Raw genomic sequence first — 25,762 nt, 5'->3', positions numbered from 1 at the left:
AGGCGACGGGCCTCACTTTACACAGAAGACCGCCCGTTCACAAGCAAAAAATGGCCGGACATTGCGTGGAATGTGCGCCAGGGCAAACTCTTGCCAGCGCTGGTCTGGCGCTCGCTACCACCGATGAAGACGGCAGGGTCAATGACGGAGACAGAGGCACCTGACTATACTGCGGGGCATAGCCATTGGCGGCCCGTCAAACCAAGGAGAGCAACGTATGAGTGACCTGAAAGCCAAATTCGACGAAGCGGTTCATTTCATCCAGACCGCCGAGGGTGATTTTAAACCGTCCAACGAGATGAAACTGGAGTTTTACGCCCTGTACAAGCAAGCAACCGAGGGTGATGTCTCCGGCAAACGGCCGGGTATGATGGATTTTGTGGGCCGGGCCAAGTACGACGCATGGGCCAAGCTCAAGGGCATGTCGAAGGATGAGGCCATGCAACAGTACGTCGACAAGCTGGCGGCGCTGAAGTGAGGCCAGCAGAGGCCGGCGCTCCGGCGCCAGCCGACCTGTTTTGCGGCCTTCAAGAGATTGTCATAAGATAGCGTCACCATAACAACAACAATGTCGCGGAAGAGTACACCATGACGATTACCCAGGCACTGGAACAGTCCAAACCCGGACTGGTTCGCCGTATCACCGATGCCATCCACAAGCGGCAACTGAACCAGCGGGCGGAACAGACCTATCTGCATTGGATTTCCCGTTTCGTCCTGTTCAACGATCCGAAGGACCCGGAAACCCTGGAGAGTGAAGACCAGCAACGTTTCCTGAGCTATCTGAGCGACGGCATGCGGGTTTCCAGAGCTCGCCTGAACCAGGCGCGACAGGCCCTGCGTTTCTTCTACGAAGACGTTCTCGGTAAACAGACGATCCCGGGCGGCACCGCTGCGGCCTGATCACGGCTCAGCGTTCCCGGAGCGTGGTATTCAAGGTGTCGTAGGCACGGTTTTCCGGCGGTCGGATCAGATAGTTCCCACTGTGGCTCTGGCCGGGAATCACCTTGGGATTGCTGAACCGGATGTCCACCGGTATCTCCGTGCGACCGAGGTCGGTCCGCTCGTCCCGGGGCTGCAAGGCCAGCGGGTCCAGGTAGAACTCATCCTCGGCCCCGGACGCCACCGGCACACCCGCCGCCGGAGCCGCCAGCCCGCCCTCCACCACGGTGTTGGCCAACGTATCCTCGTCGATCGAATGCAGGGGAATGGTACCCAGGGTGGAGCGCTCCTGGTAACCGAAACCGCTCTCGGGAGTGTCCGGGGCCGCCCCCGTCTCGGCGAGGGTGGCGCCGGCACCGAACAACAGTACGCCCCCCAGCCAGGCCGACCGGACCACCCCCTTGTAGGTCAAGAACCGACTCGTCATAGCATTCCACGCCTTGCCCGGAGACACCGGGCCGCCACATCCAGATTGTCATTTTTTGATCAGTCTAACGCCAGGATACGCGCAAATCCCCGACAATCGACGGAATTGTGACGGCAATCACGTGTCGGTTTGTGCCTCCTGATACTGGATGTCGGTCACCACCACGGTCTTGAAGCCGTCCGGTGTCCGCACCCGCACTTCCTCATCCAGGCGCTTACCCACCAGGGACCGGGCCAACGGCGAGTTGATGCTGAGATAACCTTTGGACAGGTCGAACTCGTCGGCCCCAACCAGGCGATAGGTCTGCTCCTGCCCGTCGTCGTCCTCAATCGTCACCCAGGCACCGAAGAACACCCGGGTACGATCTTCCGGCAGACGATCCACCACGGTGACGTCCTCCAGCCGCTTGCTCAGAAACCGGATACGGCGATCGATCTCCCGCAGCTGCTTCTTGCCGTAGATGTATTCGGCATTCTCGGAGCGATCGCCCAGGGCCGCAGCTTCGCGTACCGCCTGGGTGACCTGTGGCCGTTTCACTTTCCACAAGTACTGAAGCTCCTCTCGCATGGCCCGCTCCCCCTCCGGGGTAATGTAGCGGGGCCGGCCACCGTTGCCGGATGCCTTGTTCATCAAGCCTGCCACTCCTCTCGGGAAAAAGACTGAAGATACCTGGACGGAGCACATCGGGATAGGGGGGAACCAGCAGGTTCCGCCCCTCCCACACCACCCGGCATGCGGGTCCGCATCGGGCGGTTGGAATAGTTGAGGTCATCAGGCTTGTGTTCTCCCGGCCTGACGCCTGAGCTCCCCTTGACTCGTTCGGCGGGGGCGGTTTCTCACTGCCGTTGCTCTCCAGGCTTCACCCTTCAAGACAAGATCGGCGAGCTTCGCTACGCGAACATCTGAGACTGTCCTTCCCCGATAACCAGCGGGTTCGCTCTCCCACTCCTTCGGCCCTTCGCCCTGTATGAGCAGCGACTATGGCCTCTGCTGACTTCTCGCTCCGTGTTGCCACGTCGCCCTTTCAGGCATTAGGCGAGATCTCCCCGGGTAAGAACACACGCCTTCACCGCACAACCGCCGGATTTACACCACCTCGCCTTGGCCACAAGAGCTTCGCGGCTTTTGGCCCACTCGCCCTGCTTGGCAGTGCCTCGTATCCGGTTCTTGTTCATCGGCTCACGGTTTACGATCCACGCGTCCTCCCCACGGTCGGTCACCCTTCCGCAGTTGCGCTTCACTTCGTTCGCTGTAGCCAGCTCACGGGAGGACTTGCACCTCCAGGCGTGCGCCCGTGCCGGGCGCACAAAAAAAACCCCGCGGAGACGGGGTTAAGGCTAGCGCTGTGCTGGAGGGCGAAGCAAGTGGCGGGGGCCACCGGCTTCTGTCTACACTTGCCATTCTCCACAGCTGAGATTACCCCGGCGTGGCCGCCCGGTTACCGTTTGGTCAGGGTTGCCGGCCGACCGGATTAGGTTGCATTCCCTAGACCCAGCGACGTAGCGTGCCAGACCAGACCGATTGGGATACATGACCGGAGATGCCATGATGAACACACAAAAACTGCTGCAACTGGCCCTGGAGGGGGTCGACACCCTCGGCTACCAGCTGGATCAGCTGGGCCTGACCAGCAGGGTGAACCGCCACAACCTGGCGGCGTTTCTGTTCACCGAACAGAAACATCTGGAGGGTGAGTGGGACAGCCTGCAGGCAAAGGTGGATTACCGCCGGGCCCAGCTCGAGCACCTGGCGGCAGCTCTGGAGAGCCGCTGGGACACGCTGACGGGGGCGCTACTGGGCCGTTTCAAGTCCACTTCCTGAGGCACCCTCCGTCGCCTCGGCCCCGGCCTTGCCCTCTGAGCCGGCATGGCCCGGGTCAGCCGGGGTGGCCTTGATGCGTTTATGAACGCCGGTGAACGCCGGCATCCGCACGGTGACCGTCAGCCCCGGCGCCGCTTTGCCGGGGTAGGTGTCACTCAGCACAATACGTCCCTGATGGATTTCCGCCACCGCGCTGACCAAGCTCAGTCCCAGGCCGTTGCCAGGCAGCGAGCGGCTCTTGCCGACCCGGTAAAAACGCTGAAATACGTGCTCTTTCTCGTCGTCCGGGATACCGATGCCACTGTCGCTCACCTCGAAGATCGCTTCGGAGCCCTCGCGGCGAACCGCCACTGCGATGCGACCGTGTTCCGGGGTGTACTTGATGGCGTTGTCAATCAGGTTGCTGACCATCTGAAACAGCAGGTCCCGATCTCCCTCGATCATCACTCCCTGCTCCAGGGACTGCTCGAACACCTGCTGCTTGTCCTCGGCCGGGGCCTCGTACAGTTCACAAGCGTCGGTCACCAGTTCGTCCAGGGACACCACTTTCATGTCGGCGGCATTACCCCGGGTCTCCAGGCGGGCAATACGCAGCAGGGCGTTGAAGGTCGCCAGCAGCTGGTCCGCCTCGGCGACCGCCTGGCCGACGTGCTCCCGGGCTTCCTCGTTATTTACCGTGATCAGGGTGTTTTCCAGCTGGTTGCGCAACCGGGTCAGGGGCGTGCGCAGGTCGTGGGCGATGCTGTCGGACACGTGCCGAATCCCCTCCATGAGGTACACGATCCGGTCCAGCATCTGGTTGAGGTTTTCCGCGAGCTGGTCGAAATCATCGTCCGTGCCCCGGGTGGGAATCCGCAGGGAGAGGTGCCCGTTCATGATCCGGCGTGAGGTGGTGTTGATCACTTCGATGCGCCGGGTGGTACTGCGGCTCATCAGGCCCCCCCCCAGCAATGCCAGCGCCAGGGTGATGCCCATTCCCCAGTTGATGGCCGCCTCGATCACCCGCTTGAGGTTGGTCAGCTCGTCAACGTCACGCCCGACCAGCAGGCGCAGACCTCCCTGAACCTCGAACACCCGGGCCCGGGCCAGCCGGGTACTGCCCGTCCAGCCGACGGATTCGTCCAGGGTGAAGTTGATCCAGCCGCTCTCGGAGCGGGAATCCTTAGGCCAAGCGTCGATGTTGCCGGCCAGTTTGAGAAAGTCGTCGGTGGTCAGCAGATAGATGGATTTGGCGTTAGGATCGCGGGCCACGCGCTCCCGGATGATGGTGATCAGGCCGTTGACGCCCCGACTGCGGTACTGTTCGGCCAGACCGGCGATTTCCGCCTCGATGGTCTCGTCGGTCTGAGCCGCCATGAACCCCGCCGTACGCCAGTAGATGAACGCCAGTAGCAGAAACACCGAGGTGGCAAACACCACCATGTACAGCAGGGCAAGCTGGAAGGTGGACGTCCTGAGCTGGCTAAGTAGTTTCACGAAGCATATATCCCGCGCCCCGGACGGTCTGCAACAAGGGGGTGTCGAATTCCTTGTCGATCTTGGCCCGCAGGCGGCTGATGTGCACGTCGATGACGTTGGTCTGCGGATCGAAATGGTAGTCCCAGACCTTTTCCAGCAGCATGGTGCGTGTCACCACCTGCCCGGCATTGCGCATCAGGTACTCCAGCAACCGGAACTCCCGGGGCTGGACATCAATGTTCTTGCCGGCCCGCTTGACGGTCCGGGCCAGCAGATCCATTTCCAGGTCCGCCACCCGCAGCACCGTTTCCGTCTCCGCGGCTTGGCGGTGACGGCGTATCAGGGACTCGATCCGGGCCAGCAGCTCGGTAAAGGAAAACGGCTTGGTGAGGTAGTCATCGCCGCCGCCCCGCAGGCCCTCGACCCGGTCGTCGACGTCGCCCAGGGCACTGAGAATCAGCACCGGCGTCTGGTTACCCGTGGCCCGCACGGTCTTGATGATGGACAGGCCATCCATGCCCGGCAGCATCCGGTCCACGATCATGATGTCATACTCTTCACTGGCGGCCATCATCATGCCTTCCTTGCCGTCCGCGGCATGGTCGACCACGAAATCGGATTCCTTCAATCCCTTGACGAGATAATTGGCTACATCCTTATCGTCTTCGATTACCAGCGCTTTCACCAGTTCCCCTCCTGATCGTGAATAACATTAACCGTAAGGGTACGAAGAAGTCCAAATACCGGCAGGTTACGATCTTGTAAGAGGGTGTCGCCTATGGCGACGGTCATCCCCGGCCACGAAACCAATCCAGACTCTCCTCGGTACGACCCGTGGGCCGGTACTCCGCACTCACCCAGCCGTCGTAACCCAGCCGGTCAATGGCGTCGAAAACCTTCGAAAAATTAATCTCCCCGGTACCCGGCTGATGCCGGCCGGGATTGTCGGCAAATTGGATATGGCCAATCCAGGGCAGCAGACATTCCAACGAGCGGATCAGGTCGCCTTCCATGATCTGCATGTGATACAGGTCGTACTGCAGGCGGACGTTGTCCCTTGCCACTTCGTCGATCAACGTCATCACCCGGCCGGAGCTGTCGAGCAGAAAACCGGGCATGTCCACCCGGGAGTTGATCGCTTCCAGGCACAGGGTGAGATCCCACTCGGCCAACCGATCGGCGGCGTAGCGGACGTTGTCCACCAGAGTCACCCAGGCCTGGTCCTCGTCCAGGTCGCCCGGACGCACACCCGCCAAGCAGTTAAGCTGCCGGCAGCCCAGGGCCTGAGCATACTCCAGCGCCTGCTCCACGCCCTCGCGGAATTCAGTCACCCGGTCCGGCAGACAGGCGATGCCACGCTCGCCGGCGTCCCAGTCCCCCGCGGGCAGGTTGAAAAGCACCTGGGTCAGGCCGTGGTCGCGCAGGGCCCGGGCCAATTCGGGGGCCGGATGGTCGTAGGGAAACAGGTATTCCACCCCGGAAAACCCTGCAACCCGGGCCCGTTCGAACCGGTCCAGAAACCCGGCGTCCGTGAACAGCATCGACAGATTGGCGGCGAATCTCGGCATGATCAGTCCTCCCTCGGGCCTCGGCCGATGGCGCCCATCCGGGCCCCGTTCAGGCGTTCCAGCTCCAGCAGCAGGCCACTGTGATCCACGTCCCCATGGCCGTCCGCCACCAGCGACTGATACAGGGTGTGCGTCTGCTGAGCCAAGGGCAGCGTCAGCGACTCGGCCCGGGCCTCGTCCAGGATCATACGCAGATCCTTGAGCTGAATCCGAGCCGGGGCACCGGGCTCGAACGCCCGGTCGATCATGCGCTGGCCATGCAGCTCCAGAATCCGGCTTCCGGCGAAGCCGCCCAGCAGGGCCTCGCGCACCGCCGCCGGATCCGCGCCGCCTTTGCTCGCCAGCAGCAGCGCCTCGGATACCGCACCGATGGTAATGCCGACGATCGCCTGATTGGCCAGCTTAGCCAACTGGCCGGTGCCCACCGGCCCGATCCGAGTGCAGGTGCCCAAAGCCTCGAATACCGCCCGCGCCCGGTCGATGTCCCCTTCGCTACCGCCGGCCATGATGCTCAGCCGGGCCTGCTCGGCACCGACCGTTCCGCCGGACACCGGAGCGTCCACATAACCCAAGCCCCGGGCCTCCGCCAGGCGGGCATGGCGACGAGCCAGCGACGGTGGCACCGAGCTCATGTCGATCACCAGGGCGCCGGGCCGAAGCGCCTCCAGGACCCCCTGCCCAACCAGAACCTGCTCCACTACGTCTCCGTTTTCCAGCATGGTGATGACCACATCCGCCTCCCGCACCGCTTCGGCCGGTGTCCCGGCAATACGGGCATCACGCGCGAAGGGGGCGCACTTGCTTGCGGTGCGGTTCCACAGAGTCATCGGGAAACCCGCGGCCAGCAGGTTCCGGGTCATGGGGGCGCCCATCAGGCCAAGGCCGAGAAACGCGATGTGGGGTCGGGAATCGGTCATGTTCGGGAGCTCTCTATCCGATGACGGCCAGCCAGACGCCGCCGCTTGTCGTGAAAACAAAAACGCCACCAACCGCGAACGGTGGTGGCGCTTGGAAAACCTGTAGGCGGGACGGCTCTCAGGCCGCTTCCGCCATCTGCACCTTGATCTTCTTCATGGCATTCTTTTCGAGTTGCCGGATGCGCTCGGCCGAAACGCCATATTTTTCTGCCAGCTCATGCAGGGTGGCCTTGTTCTCCGACAACCAGCGAGCCCGCAGAATGTCCTGACTGCGCTCGTCGAGGCTTTCCAGCGCCTGCATCAGCCGGCCGTTGGCGTCCTCGGACCAGTCGGCGTTTTCCAGCTGCACCGCCGGATCACTGCGCCGGTCCTCCAGATAATAGGCCGGTGCCTGGTAGGCGTTGTCGTCGTCATCGTCGAGGGGGCCATCAAATGCGGTGTCCTGGGACGCCAGCCGGCCTTCCATTTCCCGGACCACCCGGGGCTCGACACCCAGCTCCTCAGCCACGGCGTTGAGCTCGTCGTGGGTCAGCCAGGCCAGCTTTTTCTTCTGACTGCGCAGATTGAAGAACAGCTTGCGCTGCGCCTTGGTGGTCGCCACTTTCACGATCCGCCAGTTGCGCAGGATGAACTCGTGAATTTCAGCCTTGATCCAGTGCACCGCGAAGGACACCAGACGCACCCCGTACTCCGGGTTGAAGCGCTTGACCGCTTTCATCAAGCCCACGTTGCCTTCCTGAATCAGATCTGCCTGAGACAGGCCGTAACCGGAATAGCTACGGGCAATGTGAATCACGAAACGAAGATGCGAGAGCACAAGCTGACGGGCAGCCTCCACATCGCCGTGATAGTGGAGCCGCTCAGCCAGTTCCCGTTCCTCGTCCGCGGACAGGACGGGAATGCTGCTGACCGCCTGAATGTAGGACTCGAGATTGGCCCCCGGAACCAGCCGGTTAGCCAATTGCAAACTCGTACCCATTCTCCGTTACCTCCGTACCTGACGACCCGTTGCAATCGTTAGCAAGCGTATGACCGCCAAGAATGTGAAAAGTTCAGAGCTTTCCAAAAATTCATTCAAAATCAAAAAACTGGAAAGTTCCTGATTTCCTCTTCCGAGCCAACGTATAGCGCCGGCGCACCCAGACTCAATACGGTGTTTCCGTAATACCGGACGCCGGGTCACCCTCCGGCAGTGTCGCCGGGCTCGATGTCATCCAGATGACGTTTGACCGCGACCCAGGCGCCCAACCAGCCTAGCACCATCGCCATAATAATCAACGCAAGGCCGCCGTCAATGCCGAGACCGGCCAGGGTAAAGCGGCTCTGATACAAGCCGGCCAGCCGTTCCACCGGGCCACCGAGCCACCACAGGGACACCTGTAGCAGGACCCAGGCCACCAGCCCCCCACCGAGCCCATACCAAGCACCGGTGTACAAAAAGGGGCGACGGACGAAGGCGTCGGTGCCGCCCACCAGCTTGGCCACCACGATCTCGTCGCGCCGGTTTTCGATCGCCAGCCGCACGGTGTTGCCGATCACCAGAACCACTGCGGCGCCCAGCAGCACCGCAAGCGCCCAGGTGGCCCGGGTCAGCAACTCGGTGATGGCGTTCAGGCGCTGCAGCCAGCCCAGATCCACCTGCACCCGCTCAACACCGGGCAACCCCTCCACATAGGTGACCAGGGTCTGCACACCGGCAGCGGAGCGGCTGCGCTCCTCCGGGGTGATCAGCAGTGTGTGCGGTAAAGGGTTCTCGTCCAGGAAATCGAGCGCATCCGTCAGCCCGGACGATGCCCGGAACTCGGCCAGGGCCTGGTCCCGGTCGATCAAATCCACCTCGGCGACGCGGCTGTCCGCCCGCAACTCGGCCACCAGCTCCCGGGCCGCCGATTCGCTGGTTTCCAGGGCCAGATAGGCCGTGATTCGAGCACTGCTTTCCCAGCCCGAACTCACGCCCTGCAGGCTCAGCAACAACAACAGCAATGCCACCGGCAGAGCCAGGGCCACCCCCATCACGGTCCAGGTCATGAGCGCGGAAACCGGCGCCCGCCACAGCCGCCGGGCACTGTCGGTGGCCACCTTGCGATGGTGCTGGAGATAGCTCCGGACCTGTTCGCGCCAGGGCATGACCTGACGCCCGGCGCCCCGGGGCGACTCCGCGCGGCGACGGTTATCAGCGCCCATGGGATGCTCCGGAAGAGACCGGGGCGGAGGTCACCAGACGACCGTGATCCAGGGTCAGGACCCGCCGATCCATCGCCTTCACCAGCGCGATGTCGTGGCTGGCAATAAGCACGGTAACGCCCACTTGGCTGAAACGGGCAAACAGGTTCATGATGTCGGCCGACAGCTCCGGGTCCAGGTTGCCGGTCGGTTCGTCCGCCAACAGAACCGGGGGCTTGTTGACCACGGCCCGGGCGATGCCCACCCGCTGTTGTTCGCCTCCGGACAACTGCATCGGGTTCATCTTTTCCTTCCTGAGCAGTCCCACCTTGTCCAGGGCTGCCCGTACCCGACGGCCAATGTCGCGGTGAGGGACACCCATGACTTCGAGGGGCATGGCGACGTTGTCGAACACCGTGCGGTCAAACAGCAGTTGGTGATTCTGGAACACCACGCCAATGTGCCTGCGCAGGTAGGGAATCTGCCGGCGCGGCAACTGGTTGAGGCGCTGACCACCGACGATGACCTCTCCGGCAGTGGGGCGCTCCATGACCATGATCAGTTTCAGCAGGGTGCTCTTGCCGGCCCCGGAATGCCCGGTCAGAAACACCATCTCGCCACGGTGAATCAGGAAATTGACCTGGGCCAGCGCGGTGTGATCGCTGTCGTAACGTTTGGTGACCTGGCGGAATTCGATCATGCTGGGCCCGGGCTCCGGCATCGGTAGTGTCAATCGAACAGGGCGTCCACAAAGGTTTCGGCGTCAAAGCCGCGCAGGTCCTCGGCCTGCTCGCCAACCCCGATGAAGCGGATCGGCAGCTGCAGCTGACGGGCGATGGCGAACACGATGCCCCCCTTGGCGGTGCCATCGAGCTTCGTCAGGGTGATGCCGCTGACACCGACCGCCTGCTGGAATACCTGGGCCTGGCTCAGGGCGTTCTGGCCGGTTCCGGCGTCCAGTACCAGCATCACCTCATGGGGCGCCGATTCATCGAGCTTTTTCATCACCCGCACCACCTTGGCCAGCTCGTTCATCAGGTTGTCTTTATTTTGCAAGCGGCCGGCGGTATCGGCGATAACCACATCAATGCCACGGGACTGGGCCGACTGGATGGCATCATAAATCACCGAGGCACTGTCGGCGCCGGTGTGCTGGGCAACCACCGGCACGTTGTTGCGCTCGCCCCAGACCTGCAACTGCTCGACGGCGGCGGCACGGAAGGTGTCGCCAGCGGCCAGCAGCACCGACTTGCCCTCGGCCTGGAACTTCCGGGCCAGCTTGCCGATGGTGGTGGTCTTTCCGACGCCGTTGACGCCGACCATCAGGATAACGAACGGTTTCTTGCCGGCGTCGAGTTGCAGGGGCTTGGCAACGTCCCGGAGCAACCCGTGCAGCTCCTCCCGCAGCGCTTTTCGCAACGCCTCGCCGTCTTTGAGCTGGTTGCGTTCCAGCTTGTCGGTGAGGGACTCGATGATCTCAGAAGTGGCGGTCACGCCGACATCCGCCATCAGCAGCGTGGTCTCGATCTCCTCCAGCAGCTCTTCGTCGATCTTCTTGCCGACCGAGAACAGGTCGGCCAAGCCACTGGTCAAGTTGGCGCGGGTCTTGCCGAGCCCCTGCCGGATCCGCTCGAACACGCTGACCTCGGGAGTCTCGACCTCGACCGGCGCCTCGGCGACACGGGCGTCTCCGGGCTCGGGCGCGGTCTCCCCCGGCACCGCATCGGCAGCGGGCACTTCCGGCTTCGGCGCTTCGGCCGGCGCGGGGCCGACGGCCACCTCCGGCTTGCGCTGCGGCACCGGTCTGGGCCGGGGAATCCGGCGCCGGTTGCTCGCGACATCCAGCACGAAGAAAAGCACGAGAAGGGCCAACAGGCCGATAGAAATCCACTCTGCCGTCATAGTCTTTCCATTTGTCTGAACATGGGCGGGCAAAAAACGAGGCGATCATTCTAGCAGACTGACGGGACTAAGCGAGGGGCCCACGGTATCGAAGCCCGGCCGGCTTCCGGTACCATAACGGACTTCCAGGCAATGACCCACGGAGCCCGTTCATGGCACGCAAACCCACCAAGCACCGACCGTCCGGCACCGACCCTGGCCGAATGTCCGGCCAGGGTGAGCTGCGCATCATTGGTGGCGACTGGCGCAGCCGCAAGCTGCGTTTCCCCGACGCCGGCGGCGTTCGACCGACCCCGGCCCGAACCCGGGAAACCCTATTCAACTGGCTGAACTTCCACCTGGCCGGCGCCCGCTGCCTGGACCTGTTCGCCGGCTCCGGGGTTCTGGGGCTGGAGGCCCTGTCCCGGGGCGCGGACTCGGCCACCCTGGTGGACCATACCCCGGCGCTGGCCAAGGCATTGCGGGACAATCTCCGACAGCTCGGCGCCCGCCGTGCCGAGGTGGTCTGTCAGGATGTGGCCGCGTTTCTGGCCGAGCGCCGGCAACCGCCCTTCGACATCGTCTTCATGGACCCTCCGTTTCGCCAGGGCTGGCTGGAACGACTGATTCCGTTGCTGGACGCGGGGCAATGGCTCCGGCCCGGCGGGTGGATTTACTTGGAATACGAAAGCGAACGGACACCGCCCCGGGTACCGGCTGACTGGCACCTGCACCGGCAGAAGACCGCCGGCCAGGTGACCTACGCTCTTTACCGGATCGACGGTGACCGCGCAGCAGCGGCAGGCCCGGAGGCAGACAGCTAGCCTGCGGGCCGCAGGGAGTAAGCCCGCAGGTGCTCGGCGAACTCCGCCAGGTAGCGGATGCCGCTGGCCTCGGCTTCCCGGCACCAGTCCAGCAGGGCCTGCAGCTTCTCCTGGGGCTTGAGGCCACGCTGGCGCCACAGGCGCTGCAGCTCGTGGCTTTTGTCGTACACCTGCCGGAGCATGGCATTCTGCGCCAGCACTTGGTCGAGGTGCGCCCGTTCCCGGGCCGGAAGCAGCGTGACCTCCCGCGCCAGCAGCTTACGCAGCCGCCGGTAGCGGGCACGAAGCTCGCCGTCCAGACGGGCTTTCTGCTGCCGCAGTGCCGGCTCGATCACCCGCTTGCGGTACTGCCGCATGATGTCAAAACGGTTGTTGGCGATGGCCATCACCGTGTCGGTGTCCAGCTCCTGCTTGCCCGGAATCCGGTGGGCAATCGGCCGGACGCCCTTGGGCCGGGCTAGGCCAAACAGCTGGAACAGACGAATGTAGGCCCAGCCGATGTCCACCTCGTACCAGCGCCGGGACAGCTTTGCCGAGTTGGGATAGGTGTGATGGTTGTTGTGCAGCTCCTCGCCGCCCACGAGAATGCCCCAAGGCAGGATGTTGCGGGCATTGTCCAGGCATTCGAAATTGCGGTAGCCCAGAGAGTGGCCGATTCCGTTGATCACACCGGCCGCCCATACCGGAATCCACAGCATCTGTATGGCCCAGATCCAGATGCCATTGACACCGAACAGCAGCAGGTCGATGGCCGCCATCAGCACAATGCCCAGGCTTTTATAGGGGGTGTACAAACGACGCTCGATCCAGTCGTCCGGCGTCCGCTGCCCGTAGCGTTCCAGCGTCTCGGGGGTGGCCGCCCGGGCGTAGAGCTCGGCGCCCTCGAGCAGCACCGTACGGAGCCCGAGCACCACCGGGCTGTGGGGATCCTCGCCGGTTTCGCACTTGGCGTGATGCTTACGGTGAATGGCCGTCCACGCCTTGGTGTTCTGGGCCGTGGTCAGCCACAACCAGAACCGGAACACGTGCTGCAGTACCGGGTGCAGGTCCAGCGCGTTGTGGGCGGAGTGGCGGTGCAGATAGAGGGTGACGCTGACAATGGTCACGTGGGTCATGCCCAGCGTTACCAGAATCAGCTGGGTGACCGAGAGGTCGAGGAGACCGTTGAACCACATGGGGCATTTTGTCCTTGATGTCGTTTCGGGGGCGGGCACGGCACACAGCCGACCCGCCGTGCCAATTTAGCGTACACCTGTTCACCGAAACAACCGGATTTGGTGGCCAATTTGTAACGAAGTACACTGATGCGCCACCCTCGGTCATGGCGAAGCCCCAACCACCGGAGACCATCCCAGTGCCAGAACTGCCCGAAGTCGAAACCACCCGCCAGGGTATCGCCCCCCATTGCGAAAGCCGGCGCATCGCCGGCGTCACCGTCCGCAACGGCCAGCTCCGCTGGCCAGTGCCTGACGATCTGTCGCAGCGGCTGACCGGCCGGACCGTCGAGCAAGTGGCACGCCGGGCCAAATACCTGCTTCTGCATCTGGACGACGGCGGCACCGTCATCGTGCACCTCGGCATGTCCGGCAGCCTGCGCGTCATCACCGACCACAGCCCACCCCAGCGCCACGATCACATCGACCTCCAGCTGGACTCGGGCGCCTGCCTTCGGTTCAACGACCCCCGGCGCTTCGGCTGCTGGCTCTGGAGCCCCAACCCCGAACAGCATCCGTTGCTGGCAGGCTTGGGCCCGGAACCCCTGGCACCGGAGTTTGACGGCGTCCATCTGCACCGGCTGGCCCGGGGCCGATCAACCCCGGTGAAAGCGTTCATTATGGACCATCATGTGGTGGTGGGCGTCGGCAACATTTACGCCAACGAGGCCCTGTTCCAGGCGGGCATCCACCCCCGCCGGGCCGCCGGCCGCATCAGCCTCGACCGTTACCAGCGGCTGGCCGAGGCCATTCGGGACACCCTCAGCGCGGCCATACTCATGGGCGGCACAACACTGCGGGATTTCGTCAACAGCGACGGTAAGCCGGGCTACTTCGCCCAGTCCCTGCAAGTCTACGGCCGGGGCGGGCAACCCTGCACACGCTGCCAAACCCCGCTGCGGGAGGTCCGGATCGGCAACCGCAGCACAGTGTACTGCCCGGCCTGCCAACGCTAACGGGCCACACCGCTCCGGGATGGAAAAGCGTTTGAAAATGCACAAATATGATTCATAGTTAACAGAGAATTCAGGCTCAGGGTCTACACTAAGGTCGATTCATCCAGGGAACGTCCGGATACCGGTGACACCGGGGCCACGAACACAGGGCCAACTCAGCTCAGGAGACAGTACGATGACCCGCAAGATCTACCGCACACTCATGGCCACCATGGCCGCCTGCCTGCTGGCGTTTTCCAGCCTGGGCCACGCTCAGGCCATCGACGAGACGCCGTCCGCCCTGGCAATGGCCGGAGATGCGCTCTTCGTGCGCCCGGTGCTGCTGGCCACCACCCTGGTGGGCGGCGCGATCTACCTGGTCTCCCTGCCGTTCTCCGCCCTGGGCGGCAACGCCGCGGAAGCGGGGGAAGTCCTGGTGGTCGGTCCGGCCAAAGCCACCTTCGTGCGCTGCCTGGGGTGCAGCCGCACCGGCCGCAAGCAGGACACCGTCGAAACCGACCAGTGAGTTCGAGAATCCGTAGTGTTACGGCTTGCCAGCCGGCCCCGACTCCGGCAGCCTGAGGGAAATTTCCCCGGGCGACGTGACCCATGACGGTGAACTGGACACGGGTCGAGACAGTGTTTCTCGATATGGACGGCACCCTGCTCGACCTGCATTTCGACAACCACTTCTGGCTCGAACACCTGCCGCGCCGGTACGCGGAGCGGCACGGGCTGTGCCCCCGGCGGGCCAAGGACACCCTGATCCCCATGATCATGGCCGAGCGGGGCTCCCTGAACTGGTACTGCACCGACTACTGGAGCGAAAAGCTGTCCCTGGATGTCGCTGCGCTGAAAGCCGAGATCCGCGATCGCATCGGCTACCGCCCGCACGTTCCGGCGTTCCTGGCGGCGGTACGCGGGGCCGGACTGCACACGGTCATTGTCACCAACTGTCACCCGAACCCGCTGGCCCTGAAACTGGAGCGGACCGGCCTGGACCGCTGGGTGGACTGCGTGGTTTCCAGTCATCAACTGGGCAAACCGAAAGAGGATCCCCAATTTTGGTGCGACCTGGCGTCAGTGGTCCCTTACTCCGCGCCTGAAACACTGCTCATCGATGACAGCCTGCCGGTTCTGGCCAGCGCCCGCCGGGCCGGCATCGGCCAGTGCCTGGCCATTCTCGCCCCAGACAGCCGCCAGCCCGCCCGACCGGCCACCCCGGACTTTCCCGGCATCCACCATTTCGACGAGCTGTTGCCGGCCCTGCTGAACCAGCCCCTGCCCACCCGCCCCTGAGGTCGCTATAATCACGACATGCGCACATCCGGTGAGGAGACATGACGGCAACATCCGCTGACGACCACAAGGTACGGCTCGACAAATGGCTGTGGGCCGCACGGTTCTACAAGACCCGGACCCTGGCCAAGGAAGCCATCGAAGGCGGCAAGGTCCACTACAACCATCAGCGCACCAAGCCTGGCAAACTGGTGGAACCCGGTGCCACCGTCACGCTGCGGCTTGGCTGGCAGGAAAAGGTGGTGGTGATCGACGATGTCAGTGATCGCCGCCGCGGCGCGCCGGAGGCCCAGAAGCTCTACCACGAGACCGAGGACAGCGTGAAACGCCGGGAGGAACTCGCCTGGCAGCGCAAGACCCTGCAGGCCGCCCAATTGCCGCCGGCCCGGCGCCCGAACAAGAAGGACCGCCGGGACATCCGCCGTTTTCGTGAGCAACAGGGCCTCTAAGGCTCCGCTCGTCCCGACGTTTCAGGAGATACACATGGCATCCCGTGACCAGTTCCAACGGTTCCTGTTCGAGCACAGCCAGGTGCGCGGCGCCTGGGTGCAACTGTCCGACAGCTACCGCCAGATCGGCGATCAGGCGCCCTACCCCGATTCCGTCCGCCAACTGCTGGGCCAGGCCCTGGTGGCCAGCGTGCTGATGAGCGCCTCGCTCAAGTTCGAGGGCACCCTGTCCCTGCAGGCCCAGGGTGAGGGTCCGGTACGCACTCTGATGGCCGAGTGCAGCCACGATCGTCACATCCGGGGGCTGGCCCGCTTCGACGAGCAGTCCATTGGCGAGGACGGCTTCCGGGCCCTGCTCGGCGAGGGGCGCATGGCGATCACCATCACCCCGGCCACCGGCAAGCGCTACCAAGGCGTGGTACCGCGGGAACGGGACGACCTGGCCGGTTGCCTGGAGGACTACTTCGAGCGTTCCGAGCAGATTGCCACCCGCCTGTTCCTGTTTGCCGACGAACAGCGGGCCGCTGGACTCATGCTGCAGCGCCTGCCCGGACACACGGCGGAGGACGACGAGCTGTGGGAGCGGGTCAACCACCTGGCCCGTACGGTGGAGCCCGAGGAACTGCTGACGCTGGACAGCGAGACCCTACTGTTCCGCCTGTTCCACGAGGAAACGGTACGCGTGTTCGACCCGGAACCGGTGGCCTTTCGCTGCAGCTGTTCCCGGGAGCGTACCCTGGGGGCGCTGGAGGCGATCGGCAAGGACGAGTGTTATCAGCTCCTCGACGAGCGGGGCGCCATCGAGATGGACTGCCAGTTCTGCCACACCAGCTATCGCTTCAATAGAAATGATATTGATCACCTTTTCACCGGCCACACGTTACACTAAGGCCCGGTGAATTTGCCGGGAGGCCAGAACTGGCGCGGCTTCCCGGGCAGTCGTTTTTTACCGGCATCTCTGGCATAATAGCGCGCCTGAATTGACCCGATTGCTCAGAATTTCGTCAATGTTGGGGCGACGACCTGAGCAGTCACGAAGACATCCCGAGGGCGAGGTCGAAGTGAGCAACACTTATACAGATCTGAGTACAGCACGACTGGTCGAGCTGGCACTGGCACGCAACGAGGGCCAGCTGGCCTGCAACGGTTCCCTGGTGGTGAAAACCGGTGATCGCACCGGCCGCTCCCCCATGGACCGCTTCATCGTCGAGGAGCCCAGCACCGCCGACGACATCCACTGGGGCCCCATCAACCGTCCGTTCGACGCCGACAAGTTCGACGCCCTCTGGGATCGGGTTGAGGCCTACATCGCCGAGAAGGACCAGTTCATCGCCCACGTCCATGTCGGCGCCGACCCCGAGCACTACCTGCCGGTGAAGATGGTCACCGAGACCGCCTGGCAGAACCTGTTCGGCCAGAACCTGTTCATTCGCCCCGAAACCTATAACCCGGCCGACAAACAGGAGTGGCAGATTCTCAACGCTGCCAATTTCCAGTGTGTTCCGGAACGGGACGGCACCAACAGCGACGGCTGCGTGATCATCAACTTCGCCAAGCGCAAGGTGTTGCTGGCCGGCATGCACTACGCCGGCGAAATGAAGAAAGCCATGTTCTCCGTGCAGAACTTCCTGCTGCCGGAGAAGGACGTGCTGCCCATGCACTGCTCCGCCAACGTCAGCGAAACCGGCGAGACCTGCCTGTTCTTTGGCCTCTCCGGCACCGGCAAGACCACCCTGTCCGCCGATCCGCACCGTTATCTGATCGGTGACGACGAGCACGGCTGGGGGCCGGGCACCGTGTTCAACATCGAGGGCGGCTGCTACGCCAAGTGCATCGACCTGAGCCGCAAGAACGAACCCATCATCTGGGACGCCATCCGCTTCGGCGCCATCGTCGAGAACGTGGTGATCGACCCGGAAACCCGAGTGCCGGACTACACCGACACCTCGCTCACCGAAAACTCCCGCTGCGCTTACCCGCTGGAGCATGTGGAGAAGCGGGTCATCGAGAACCGGGCCGGCGAGCCGTCCCACATCGTGTTCCTGACCTGCGACATGACCGGTGTACTGCCGCCGGTGTCCATCCTGAGCCGTGAAGGTGCCGCCTATCACTTCCTGAGCGGGTACACCGCGCTGGTGGGATCCACCGAGATGGGCTCCTCCGCCAAACTCAAGTCCACCTTCTCGACCTGCTTCGGCGCGCCCTTCTTCCCGCGCCCGGCCGGGGTCTACGCCGAACTGCTGATGAAGCGGATCGACGAATTCGGCAGCAAGGTGTTCCTGGTCAACACCGGCTGGACCGGCGGCCCTTACGGAGAAGGTCAGCGCTTCAGCATCCCGACCACCCGGGCGATCATCGCGGCCATCCAGAACGGCGACCTGGACGATGTCGAAACCGAACACCTGGAGGCCCTGAACCTGGATATCCCCAAACACGTTCCGGGCGTCGACACCGAGCTGCTGAATCCGCGCAACACCTGGGTCAGCCCCGAGTATTACGATGCCAAGGCGCAGGAACTGATCGCCCAGTTCACGGAGAACTTCAAGAAGTTCGACGTCGCCGACGCCATCGTCCAGGCCGGTCCGAAGCTGCAGTAAGCCTTCGCCCCAGACAAAAAAGCGCCCTGCCCACCGGCACGGCGCTTTTTTTCCGACCGGATTCAGGCGTAGAACAGCAGAGGCACGAACGCCACCAGCAGCAGGGCGAGCCCCATGGCAATGAGGGGCATGATGATGCGCTCGTGGCGCTGATAGAAGCTCTCACCCTCCCGCAGCGCCGCACTCACTTCTGCCTCACCCACCACCTGCCGGGCCAACAGGTGGTTCAGGGCCACCGGCGGGCTCAGATAGCCCAGCTCGAAAGCCACCAGGGTCACCATCCAAAAATGCACCGGGTGGATGCCGCTGGCGTAGGCGATGCTGGCCACGGTGGCGGTCACCAGGATCACCGCGCCAAAGGCGTCCATGATCATGCCCAGCACCACCAGGATCAGGACCATCAGCAACATCGCCGACCAAGCGCTGTCAAAGGCCTGTGGAAAACTCTGCATCAGGTGAGAACGCTCGATCACTCCGCCGATGCTGACGGACAGGCCCAACAGCAACAGCAGTGCACCAATCTCCGCCGTGGTGTCGTTGGTGGCACTCCGCAGGCTCCACTCCAGTCCCTGATGACGGCTCTCCCCCGGCTCCCGCTGCCGACCCCGGCACACATGCTCGTATCCGAGAATGGCCAGCAGGATCACCGGCAACAGCCGGGGCGCCGAGAACTCGTCCATGCGCACATCCAAGGCGACGCGGTACACCAGCACCACACCGGCAATCACCAGTACGTAGGGCAGCAACGGCTTCAGTGCCGCCCGCATCGCCGGCCATGCCTGCGATGCGGGTGCCAGAGCTAGACGGCTGTGACGGTTCAGGCCCATGACCACCAGACAAAACAGTGAGGCGGTGAGCAGGAACACCCAGCGCCCCCAGCCGAACAGCTCGTCGGTGGTGACTTCCCGGTTGAGGTAGGCAATCACCACCACCAGCAGGCAGGGACGCAGCACCACTCCGAGGGATCCGGACATCGCCGTCGCCGCCAACGCCAGCTGCCGGCGGGCACCGGCGGCCCGCAGTTCGGCGTAGATGACGGCACCGGCGGCAATGACGAAAATGCCCGAGGCGCCGGTATAGGCGGTGGGCACCGCCGCCACCAGCACCGCCACCACCGCGAGCAGTTCGGGAGGCATACGCCATGGCCGGAACACATTGAACACCCGCGTTGCCAGCTGGGTCTGCTTGAGCATCATGCCAACCCAGACGTAGAGCCCGACGTTCAGGAACATGTCCGCCAGCTCCATCATTTTCCCGAGGTAGATGCCGATGCCCGAGGCATGGCCGATGACGGCGAAATAGGTGCCCGAAATCAGGCACATCACCGTATACAGGGGAACCGCCAGCAACGCTTGGTTCAGGCTGCCTCCGGGCCGGAGGTCGTCCGGCACCCGGATCAGCCGGTACAGGCTGGCCAGAACCAGGGCGGCAAAGCCCAGAATCCACAGGTCATGCAGCAGCAGGGCCTCGGAGGTGATACCGGTGTCCGCCGCCAGGCTGGCGTGGCGGAAGATGACACTGGAACCCAGCAACATGACATTGGCGATGGTCTGCAGGGTATGGGACACGGTGTAGTCCAGCCGGGTCTCCATGGCCCGCATGGCAATGTGGTGCCGGGTCAGGGTGGCCGTTACCGCGCACAACATCACCAGAATCACCAGAATGCGCTTTTGTGCTGACAGTCCGAATGCGATCAGGTCGGCGACGAACAGCTCCACCGCCCGATAGGCCCGCACTCCGGGCGTCAACTGCGCCTGCAGGGCCTGGTAACCGAGGTGGGCCTCCCGGCAGTCGGCCAACGCCCGTTCCAGCGCCAGCCGCACGTCAGCCGGGTTCCTGTCCGCCGCCCCCAGCAGCGCCGCCATGGGATCGTCCGGCGCGGGTGCGGCGGCGAGTTCGGCCGCCAACGCGGCCTCAAGGTCCCGGTTCGGGTCGCAGGAGGGAGCCACCGGCTCCATCCGTAACTTGTAATAGCCGCTCCAGAGCTGCTCGCCCAGCTGCAACATCCGGTTGTGGATATCACTGCTGGTGGAGAAGAGCACAACCGAGAGCAGCAACAGGCAGGCGGGCAACGAGGAAAACCATTCGAGCCCGGTGCGACGAAAGGCCGGTCCGGCCATGGAGGGGGAATGGGAGCGGTTCATGGCTCAGAGCAGACCTTCCAGGTCCATGGTCTCGACCGCGGCCGGCGCGTCGTCCCAAAAGCTTCCGAACCGCCCAAGCGGGGTCCGGTGGCCGGTGTTCTCCATCCACAACCGGTCGGAAATCGCCACCATCATGTGGGTGGCCATGGCGTCCACAAACCGCCAGTCATCGCTGGCGCTGTCCGTTTGCAGGGATTCGGCGTGACGACGGATCACCTCCCGAATCCGGGCTTCATCGCCGGTGTTCAGCGCGGCGATCGCGTGGAACACGTGGGCCAAGCGGACACCCGCCGCCTCGCCTTGGGCGTCGGCCATGGCCAGGCGTTGGAATGGGTCCTCGCCCTGGGGCAGCGCGCCCGGAATCATCGCCCATACAGTGGCCCGCAATGCCATCGGAGCCCCCCACCATTTGTCGTTGGACAGGCACGCCGTGCCACGGGCGACCACCGCCCCCAAGTTGGCCGGAACCCCAATGGCAGAGGTGGACTGTACCTGGGCGTTCAAGGCCTGGAGCCCGGACAAGAGCCCGGCCAGGTAGATGAACTCGTCCAGGTCGTCGTCGAACTCCGGGCACCCGCCGGACCCCACTTCGCCGTAAAAGGCGTTATGATGCCGCCACGCTTGGTAGTAACGGCTGGCGGCCCGTTCGTAGGCCCGCTTCTGCCGGATCATCGCGTCTTCGGCATCGTCGACACGTACCGCCTTAAGCGCCGCCAGGGCCGTCAACTCGTGTTCCCGTGCCTGGTCTTCCGCACAACTTCCCGCAGACAGGTACAACATGACCGCGAGCTGGTCCGGCTGGTCCGTCACCCGGCCGAAGGACATCAGCAGGGGCGCGGTCGCCTCGCTCATGGCGCAGCCCATCGCCAGGTCGTCGGTCGCCAGCAGGTAGGGCATGGTGTGGTCCCTCGAAAAGCCTTCCATGACATCGCCGGTGGCGCTGTACATCATCCGGTCGACCACGCTGCAGCCGGTGCCCAGGGCGGTGACCAGCCAGAGCACGGCCAGGATCCGCGCGCCACGGATCAGGAACCGGAAGTCATGGGAGAGCGTCGGGAGTTCCATCATGGTGTCTGCCCCTTTGGCGTTCTTCTTGTTCTCCGGGCCCATGGCCAGGCCCGCCGCACGAAATGTAATTTTATGTAAACAAAGCCTGCATTATGGCCCACGCCGGACCGGCGTTATGAGACCGGCGCCGCAAATGTGCCAGCGCCCGGGTTTGCACATCCCCGCTCCAGCCACTATAGATTGGGGAAACACCACAACAGAGCAGGGGGCCCCCATGCGTAAGCCGGAACTCGCCGCCGCCATCGCCGACCGGACCGGCCTCAGCCGGGACAAGGCCGGCGAAATCATCACGGCGTTCACGGATCAGATACTGGCCGCCGCCGCCCGGGGCGAGGATGTCACCCTGCTGGGCTTCGGCTCCTTCTGCGTGCGTCAGCGCGCGGCCCGCAACGGCCGCAACCCGAAGACCGGCGAAGCGCTTCAGGTCCCCGAGGGACGTACCGTCGCATTTCGGGCCGGCAAGGGGCTGAAAGCCGCCCTGCGGTGACTCCGCTCCGAATCAGGACGCGCACTCAGCCCGGCTGGCGTCCACCCGGCAACGGATGGCCTTCATCAGCTTGATGGCCCGTTCGTCGTACACACCGTCCGCCAGCAGGGATAAGCGCACCTGACGCAGCATCTTGTCGTACTCGGCAGTGTCTTCCTGAGGCAGCGTCATCCACACCGAGGCCGGAATGTCCGCCTCTGCTTTGGCAATGATGTCGTAAGCCTCGTCCAGACGTTTCGTGGCTTCGTCACGCACCATCTGACCGGCGTCGTCGGGGAACCGGTCCCGGCGGATGATCACCTGAAAGTTCATGTATCCCAGCGCATACTTCACCACCGCGCCATGGGGCGTCACGCCCTTGTACAGTTCCAGCGGCTGGTAGGCCACCGCCGGCGCATAGGCCAGGTCGACACTGCCGTTGTTGAACTTGCCGGCGAAATTGGCGGAATTGGAACCCACCACCGACGCCCCCACATGCCGGACCATCCGTACCGAGGCCGCGTCGTAGTCCAGGGTGGCAATGCGCTTGCCCTGGAGCTTCTCCACCGTATCGATGCTGCGATCCCGGGTGAACAGGTATATCGCCCCACCCGGGAACAGGCCGGCCACCTCGTACGGCCCCTCGATCAGGAACGGGCGCGCCTTGGGCTGGCTCAGGGTGTTGTACAGCAACCGCATTTCAGCCTCGCCGGGGACGGCGCCGATGGCCTCAAGACTGCCGGTGAACCGGTTGAACTCCCGGGCCCGGGTACCCGTCAGCAGAACCGCGTCGCACTGGCCCGCCTTGAAGTCCTCGGCAGCCACCTTCTCGTCGGTGTAGGCCCGAAGATCCAGACGGATGCCGTGCTTCAGGGCCACCGGCTGGAAGGTCTTGGTGATGGCGAACAGGGGGCCGTTGGCGCCCACCGGATCGAAGACACAGAAACTGCGTTCCAGAATGGCGGGGGATTCCGGCTCCTGGGCCTGTCCCAGGGACGGCAGCCACAGGCCGGCGAGCAACGCCGCCACCAGGCCGACCCGCGCGGGGATGGGGATCGTTTTCACGGGATGACTCCTGTTTATTTTTTTTGACGCCGGCCAGCCCGCTGGGGCCGGACGGGCTTTCCTTGTCGGACCATAGGTCGTCAGGCGCTAGGATACGTTGGCACAGGTGCCGGTCATCAAGGCCTTTTCGGCAAGAGGGAAGGAATCTGTGATGATGTCGACAGGGGTTGAACAACCCCTGCCGCATTTTTGATGTTCAGGTCGGCAACGCGTCCCAGGCCCGGCGCCCCTCGACCAGGGTCAGGCGGACCACCCCGGGCAGCGCCCGGTCATCCACGGGAACGTGACGGCCGGCGGAGACCAGGCTGGCCTCGCCCGGCCGCCAGTGGGCCTCCGGGTCGAACAGGCAGAGATCGGCCACCTCGCCTTGGGCCAGGCGGGCGCTACGCCCGATCACCGCGGCCGGGCCGGCGGTCAGCGCCCGGATCAGCGCGCCCAGTGCAAGTTCCCCGCGCTGCACCAGTTCCAACCCCAGGGACAGAACGCTTTCCACGCTCGACAGGCCGGGCTCAGTAGCCGCCAGCGGAGCCTGCTTGGCGGCCGGATCGTGGGGCTGGTGCTGGCTGACGATGGCGTCGATGACCCCGGACTGTACCCCGGCCACCAGCGCCCGACGATCGGATTCGGCGCGCAGCGGCGGGCGCACGTGAAAGCGCCCGTCGAAGCCGGCCAACGCCGCCTCGGTAAACACCAGCTGGTGCATCGCCACGTCCGCCGTCACCCGCACGCCGCGGGCCTTGGCCTCCGCCACCATGTCGACACTGCGGCCACAGGACAGCTGGCTCAGGTGCAGGTGCACCCCGGTTTCCTCGGCCAGCAGCAGCATTTCCATCACCGCCGCCGTCTCTGCCACCTCCGGGATCCCCAGCAGGCCCAGACGGGTCGCCACCAGACCATCGTGGGCATAGCCGTCGGCCGCCAGCGCGGCGTTCTCAGGATGCAGCATCACCGTCAGCCCAAAGGTCTGGGCATAGGCCATGCACCGGCGCAGAATGCGGGCATTGCGAACGGGCCGGGCGCCGTGGCCGACCGCGACACAGCCGGCATTCTGCAGACCGGCCATGTCACTGAGCAGCTCCCCTTCCAGGCCCCGGGTCATGGCGCCCACGGGCAGAACCCGGATCGGCGACCGGCTGGCGGCGCCATCGCGGATCAGATGGGTGACGGCGCTGGAGTCGTTGACCGGAGATGTTTCCGGCGAAGCGCACACCGTGGTGAACCCTCCGTGGGCCGCCGCCCGGGCCTCCGAGGCAATGTTGCCCTTCTGGCCGTTGCCCGGCTCGCGCAGGTTGCAACACAGGTCGATAAAGCCGGGGGCGATCACCCAACCGTCGGCGTTCACCCGTTCGGTTGCGGCACGGGTGGCCGCCAGGGCATCCGCCCCCAACGCCACCAGCCGCCCGTCCCGCACCCGCACCCCCGGGTTGTCCCGCTGGCTGCCATCGCCATCCACCAGGCGGCCACCAGTGATCAGCAGGTCCCCGGATACCTGGGAAGACACCGAATTCATGCTCGTCCCTCCTCCGCCTGCTTCGCCTGGCGATCCGCCAGCTGGCCGCTCATGGCCATGGACATGACCGCCATGCGCACGGCGATGCCGTTGGTCACCTGATTCAGAATCACCGATTGCGGCCCGTCCGCCACCGCGGACTCGATTTCAACCCCCCGGTTGATCGGTCCCGGATGCATGACGATGCAGTCCGGGTGGGCCAGGGCCAATTTTTCCCGGTTCAGACCGTAAAGCCGGTAGAACTCCCGCTCGCTGGGCAGCAGAGCACCTTCCATTCGCTCCTTCTGGAGCCGGAGCATGATCACCACGTCCAGATCCTTCATGCCCTTACGCATGTCATATTCCACCGTGCACCCCAGACTCTCCACATCCCGTGGCAGCAGCGTGCCCGGTCCGATCACCCGGACCTCCGCCACGCCCAGCTCGTTGAGCGCTCGAATCTGGGAGCGCGCCACCCGCGAGTGCAGAATGTCCCCGACGATGGCCACCTTCAACCCCTCGAATCCCCCCTTGTGCTGCCGGATGGTCAGCATGTCGAGCATGGCCTGGGTCGGGTGGGCGTGGCGACCGTCGCCCGCGTTGATGATGGCCACCCCCGGCGTCACGCTTTGGGCGATGAAATGGGGCGCGCCGCTTTGGGAGTGGCGGACCACGAACATGTCGCTGGCCATGGCCTCGAGGTTGAGCAGCGTGTCCGACAGGGATTCTCCTTTGGACGTGGCCGAGGTGCTGATGTCCAGGTTCAGGACGTCGGCGGACAACCGCTTGGCGGCCAGCTCGAAGGTGCTGCGGGTGCGGGTGCTGGATTCAAAGAACAGGTTGACCACCGTGCGCCCCCGCAGCAGGGGGACCTTCTTGATGGTGCGCTCGCCCACTTCGATAAAGGAGTCGGCGGTATCCAGAATGTCGGTCAGGAGCTCACGGCCCAGGCCGTCCAGCGTCAGGAAGTGCCGCAACTGACCGTCCCGGGTCAGCTGCAAGTGGTGCGGGGAGGGTTCGTTCGCGGTCATGGCT

The 25,762-nt window shown here is 64.3% G+C and carries 27 protein-coding genes; 11 read left to right on the top strand and 16 right to left on the bottom strand.

Translation table 11 applies throughout. The features are described from left to right. Positions 1-217: 217 nt before the first annotated feature. Positions 218-478, top strand: a complete 261-nt coding sequence (locus BTO32_RS17045) for an acyl-CoA-binding protein (protein WP_076725865.1) — start codon at positions 218-220, stop codon at positions 476-478. 110 nt (positions 479-588) lie between these two features. After that, positions 589-903, top strand: a complete 315-nt coding sequence (locus BTO32_RS17040) for a site-specific integrase (RefSeq protein WP_076725864.1) — start codon at positions 589-591, stop codon at positions 901-903. Between the two features lie 7 nt (positions 904-910). On the opposite strand, the gene BTO32_RS17035 is transcribed toward BTO32_RS17040, so the two are convergent. Then, positions 911-1,369, bottom strand: coding sequence for a hypothetical protein (locus BTO32_RS17035; protein WP_076725863.1), 459 nt, complete (start codon positions 1,367-1,369; stop codon positions 911-913). A 117-nt stretch (positions 1,370-1,486) separates the two neighbouring features. Then, positions 1,487-1,999, bottom strand: a complete 513-nt coding sequence (greB, locus tag BTO32_RS17030; protein ID WP_076725862.1) for a transcription elongation factor GreB — start codon at positions 1,997-1,999, stop codon at positions 1,487-1,489. Between the two features lie 915 nt (positions 2,000-2,914). Between greB and BTO32_RS17020 the strand changes: the two genes are divergently transcribed. Beyond that, positions 2,915-3,190 carry a hypothetical protein gene (locus BTO32_RS17020; protein WP_342742312.1) on the top strand — a complete coding sequence of 92 codons (276 nt, stop codon included), beginning with the start codon at positions 2,915-2,917 and terminating at the stop codon, positions 3,188-3,190. On the opposite strand, the gene BTO32_RS17015 is transcribed toward BTO32_RS17020, so the two are convergent. From BTO32_RS17015 to ftsY, 8 genes are all read right to left on the bottom strand, one after another. Then, on the bottom strand, positions 3,161-4,666 hold the full coding sequence (locus tag BTO32_RS17015; RefSeq protein ID WP_076725860.1) for a HAMP domain-containing sensor histidine kinase: 1,506 nt from the start codon (positions 4,664-4,666) through the stop codon (positions 3,161-3,163). The two genes, BTO32_RS17020 and BTO32_RS17015, sit on opposite strands and share 30 nt — an antisense overlap. Further along, a complete protein-coding gene (locus BTO32_RS17010; RefSeq protein WP_076725859.1) occupies positions 4,653-5,333 on the bottom strand; it encodes a winged helix-turn-helix domain-containing protein in 681 nt (226 codons plus the stop codon). Before BTO32_RS17010 ends, BTO32_RS17015 begins: the two co-directional genes overlap by 14 nt. A 103-nt stretch (positions 5,334-5,436) precedes the next feature. After that, complete coding sequence (hyi, locus tag BTO32_RS17005) at positions 5,437-6,216, bottom strand: hydroxypyruvate isomerase (protein ID WP_076725858.1); 780 nt, start codon at positions 6,214-6,216, stop codon at positions 5,437-5,439. A 2-nt stretch (positions 6,217-6,218) separates the two neighbouring features. After that, positions 6,219-7,133 carry an NAD(P)-dependent oxidoreductase gene (locus BTO32_RS17000; protein ID WP_076725857.1) on the bottom strand — a complete coding sequence of 305 codons (915 nt, stop codon included), beginning with the start codon at positions 7,131-7,133 and terminating at the stop codon, positions 6,219-6,221. Positions 7,134-7,251: 118 nt separating this feature from the next. Beyond that, the gene (gene rpoH, locus BTO32_RS16995) at positions 7,252-8,112 is read right to left on the bottom strand and encodes an RNA polymerase sigma factor RpoH (RefSeq protein ID WP_076725856.1); all 861 of its coding nucleotides are present in this window, start codon (positions 8,110-8,112) and stop codon (positions 7,252-7,254) included. A 200-nt stretch (positions 8,113-8,312) separates the two neighbouring features. Next, the gene (ftsX, locus tag BTO32_RS16990) at positions 8,313-9,317 is read right to left on the bottom strand and encodes a permease-like cell division protein FtsX (RefSeq protein ID WP_076725855.1); all 1,005 of its coding nucleotides are present in this window, start codon (positions 9,315-9,317) and stop codon (positions 8,313-8,315) included. Continuing rightward, complete coding sequence (gene ftsE / locus BTO32_RS16985; RefSeq protein ID WP_076725854.1) at positions 9,307-9,996, bottom strand: cell division ATP-binding protein FtsE; 690 nt, start codon at positions 9,994-9,996, stop codon at positions 9,307-9,309. Before ftsE ends, ftsX begins: the two co-directional genes overlap by 11 nt. Positions 9,997-10,025: 29 nt before the next feature. Continuing rightward, positions 10,026-11,198, bottom strand: coding sequence for a signal recognition particle-docking protein FtsY (ftsY, locus tag BTO32_RS16980; RefSeq protein WP_076725853.1), 1,173 nt, complete (start codon positions 11,196-11,198; stop codon positions 10,026-10,028). A 152-nt stretch (positions 11,199-11,350) separates the two neighbouring features. Between ftsY and rsmD the strand changes: the two genes are divergently transcribed. Continuing rightward, the gene (gene rsmD, locus BTO32_RS16975) at positions 11,351-12,001 is read left to right on the top strand and encodes a 16S rRNA (guanine(966)-N(2))-methyltransferase RsmD (protein WP_076725852.1); all 651 of its coding nucleotides are present in this window, start codon (positions 11,351-11,353) and stop codon (positions 11,999-12,001) included. Here rsmD and BTO32_RS16970 read toward each other — a convergent pair. Beyond that, entirely contained in the window at positions 11,998-13,176 is a 1,179-nt protein-coding gene (locus BTO32_RS16970) for a DesA family fatty acid desaturase (protein WP_076725851.1), read from the bottom strand. The genes rsmD and BTO32_RS16970 overlap by 4 nt on opposite strands. A 179-nt stretch (positions 13,177-13,355) precedes the next feature. Between BTO32_RS16970 and mutM the strand changes: the two genes are divergently transcribed. The 6 genes from mutM (at position 13,356) to BTO32_RS16940 (ending at position 18,495) form a co-directional block, all read left to right on the top strand. Further along, complete coding sequence (gene mutM / locus BTO32_RS16965) at positions 13,356-14,171, top strand: bifunctional DNA-formamidopyrimidine glycosylase/DNA-(apurinic or apyrimidinic site) lyase (RefSeq protein ID WP_076725850.1); 816 nt, start codon at positions 13,356-13,358, stop codon at positions 14,169-14,171. Positions 14,172-14,346: 175 nt separating this feature from the next. Beyond that, positions 14,347-14,676: a hypothetical protein gene (locus BTO32_RS16960; RefSeq protein WP_076725849.1), complete on the top strand. Its 330-nt coding sequence runs from the start codon at positions 14,347-14,349 to the stop codon at positions 14,674-14,676. Positions 14,677-14,759: 83 nt separating this feature from the next. Next, positions 14,760-15,449 carry a GMP/IMP nucleotidase gene (gene yrfG / locus BTO32_RS16955; protein WP_076725848.1) on the top strand — a complete coding sequence of 230 codons (690 nt, stop codon included), beginning with the start codon at positions 14,760-14,762 and terminating at the stop codon, positions 15,447-15,449. Positions 15,450-15,490: 41 nt separating this feature from the next. Next, a complete protein-coding gene (gene hslR / locus BTO32_RS16950) occupies positions 15,491-15,898 on the top strand; it encodes a ribosome-associated heat shock protein Hsp15 (RefSeq protein WP_076725847.1) in 408 nt (135 codons plus the stop codon). A gap of 34 nt (positions 15,899-15,932) precedes the next feature. After that, positions 15,933-16,787, top strand: a complete 855-nt coding sequence (gene hslO / locus BTO32_RS16945; RefSeq protein WP_076725846.1) for an Hsp33 family molecular chaperone HslO — start codon at positions 15,933-15,935, stop codon at positions 16,785-16,787. Between the two features lie 172 nt (positions 16,788-16,959). Further along, a complete protein-coding gene (locus BTO32_RS16940) occupies positions 16,960-18,495 on the top strand; it encodes a phosphoenolpyruvate carboxykinase (RefSeq protein ID WP_076725845.1) in 1,536 nt (511 codons plus the stop codon). 62 nt (positions 18,496-18,557) lie between these two features. Here the strand turns inward: BTO32_RS16940 and BTO32_RS16935 are convergent, their stop codons facing one another. Together BTO32_RS16935 and BTO32_RS16930 are read right to left on the bottom strand one after the other, a co-directional pair. Continuing rightward, positions 18,558-20,615 (bottom strand): TRAP transporter large permease subunit, encoded by a 2,058-nt coding sequence (locus tag BTO32_RS16935; RefSeq protein ID WP_076725884.1) that lies wholly within the window; start codon positions 20,613-20,615, stop codon positions 18,558-18,560. A 27-nt stretch (positions 20,616-20,642) separates the two neighbouring features. Continuing rightward, entirely contained in the window at positions 20,643-21,707 is a 1,065-nt protein-coding gene (locus BTO32_RS16930; protein ID WP_175618687.1) for a hypothetical protein, read from the bottom strand. A gap of 214 nt (positions 21,708-21,921) precedes the next feature. On the opposite strand from BTO32_RS16930, the gene BTO32_RS16925 reads away from it, so the two are divergent. Then, a complete protein-coding gene (locus BTO32_RS16925; RefSeq protein WP_076725844.1) occupies positions 21,922-22,194 on the top strand; it encodes an HU family DNA-binding protein in 273 nt (90 codons plus the stop codon). Positions 22,195-22,206: 12 nt separating this feature from the next. Here the strand turns inward: BTO32_RS16925 and BTO32_RS16920 are convergent, their stop codons facing one another. The 3 genes from BTO32_RS16920 to BTO32_RS16910 form a co-directional block, all read right to left on the bottom strand. Beyond that, positions 22,207-23,238, bottom strand: coding sequence for a putative solute-binding protein (locus BTO32_RS16920; RefSeq protein ID WP_076725843.1), 1,032 nt, complete (start codon positions 23,236-23,238; stop codon positions 22,207-22,209). Positions 23,239-23,434: 196 nt separating this feature from the next. Beyond that, positions 23,435-24,748: a dihydroorotase gene (locus BTO32_RS16915; protein ID WP_076725842.1), complete on the bottom strand. Its 1,314-nt coding sequence runs from the start codon at positions 24,746-24,748 to the stop codon at positions 23,435-23,437. Continuing rightward, entirely contained in the window at positions 24,745-25,758 is a 1,014-nt protein-coding gene (locus tag BTO32_RS16910; RefSeq protein WP_076725841.1) for an aspartate carbamoyltransferase catalytic subunit, read from the bottom strand. The genes BTO32_RS16915 and BTO32_RS16910 overlap by 4 nt, the downstream gene beginning before the upstream one ends. Between the last annotated feature and the right edge of the window lie 4 nt (positions 25,759-25,762).

The sequence above is a fragment of the Marinobacter lutaoensis genome, assembly GCF_001981305.1.
Lineage (GTDB): Bacteria > Pseudomonadota > Gammaproteobacteria > Pseudomonadales > Oleiphilaceae > Marinobacter > Marinobacter lutaoensis.
The sequence above is the reverse complement of the archived record's forward strand: the minus strand, read 5'-3'. Positions and strand labels throughout refer to the sequence as shown.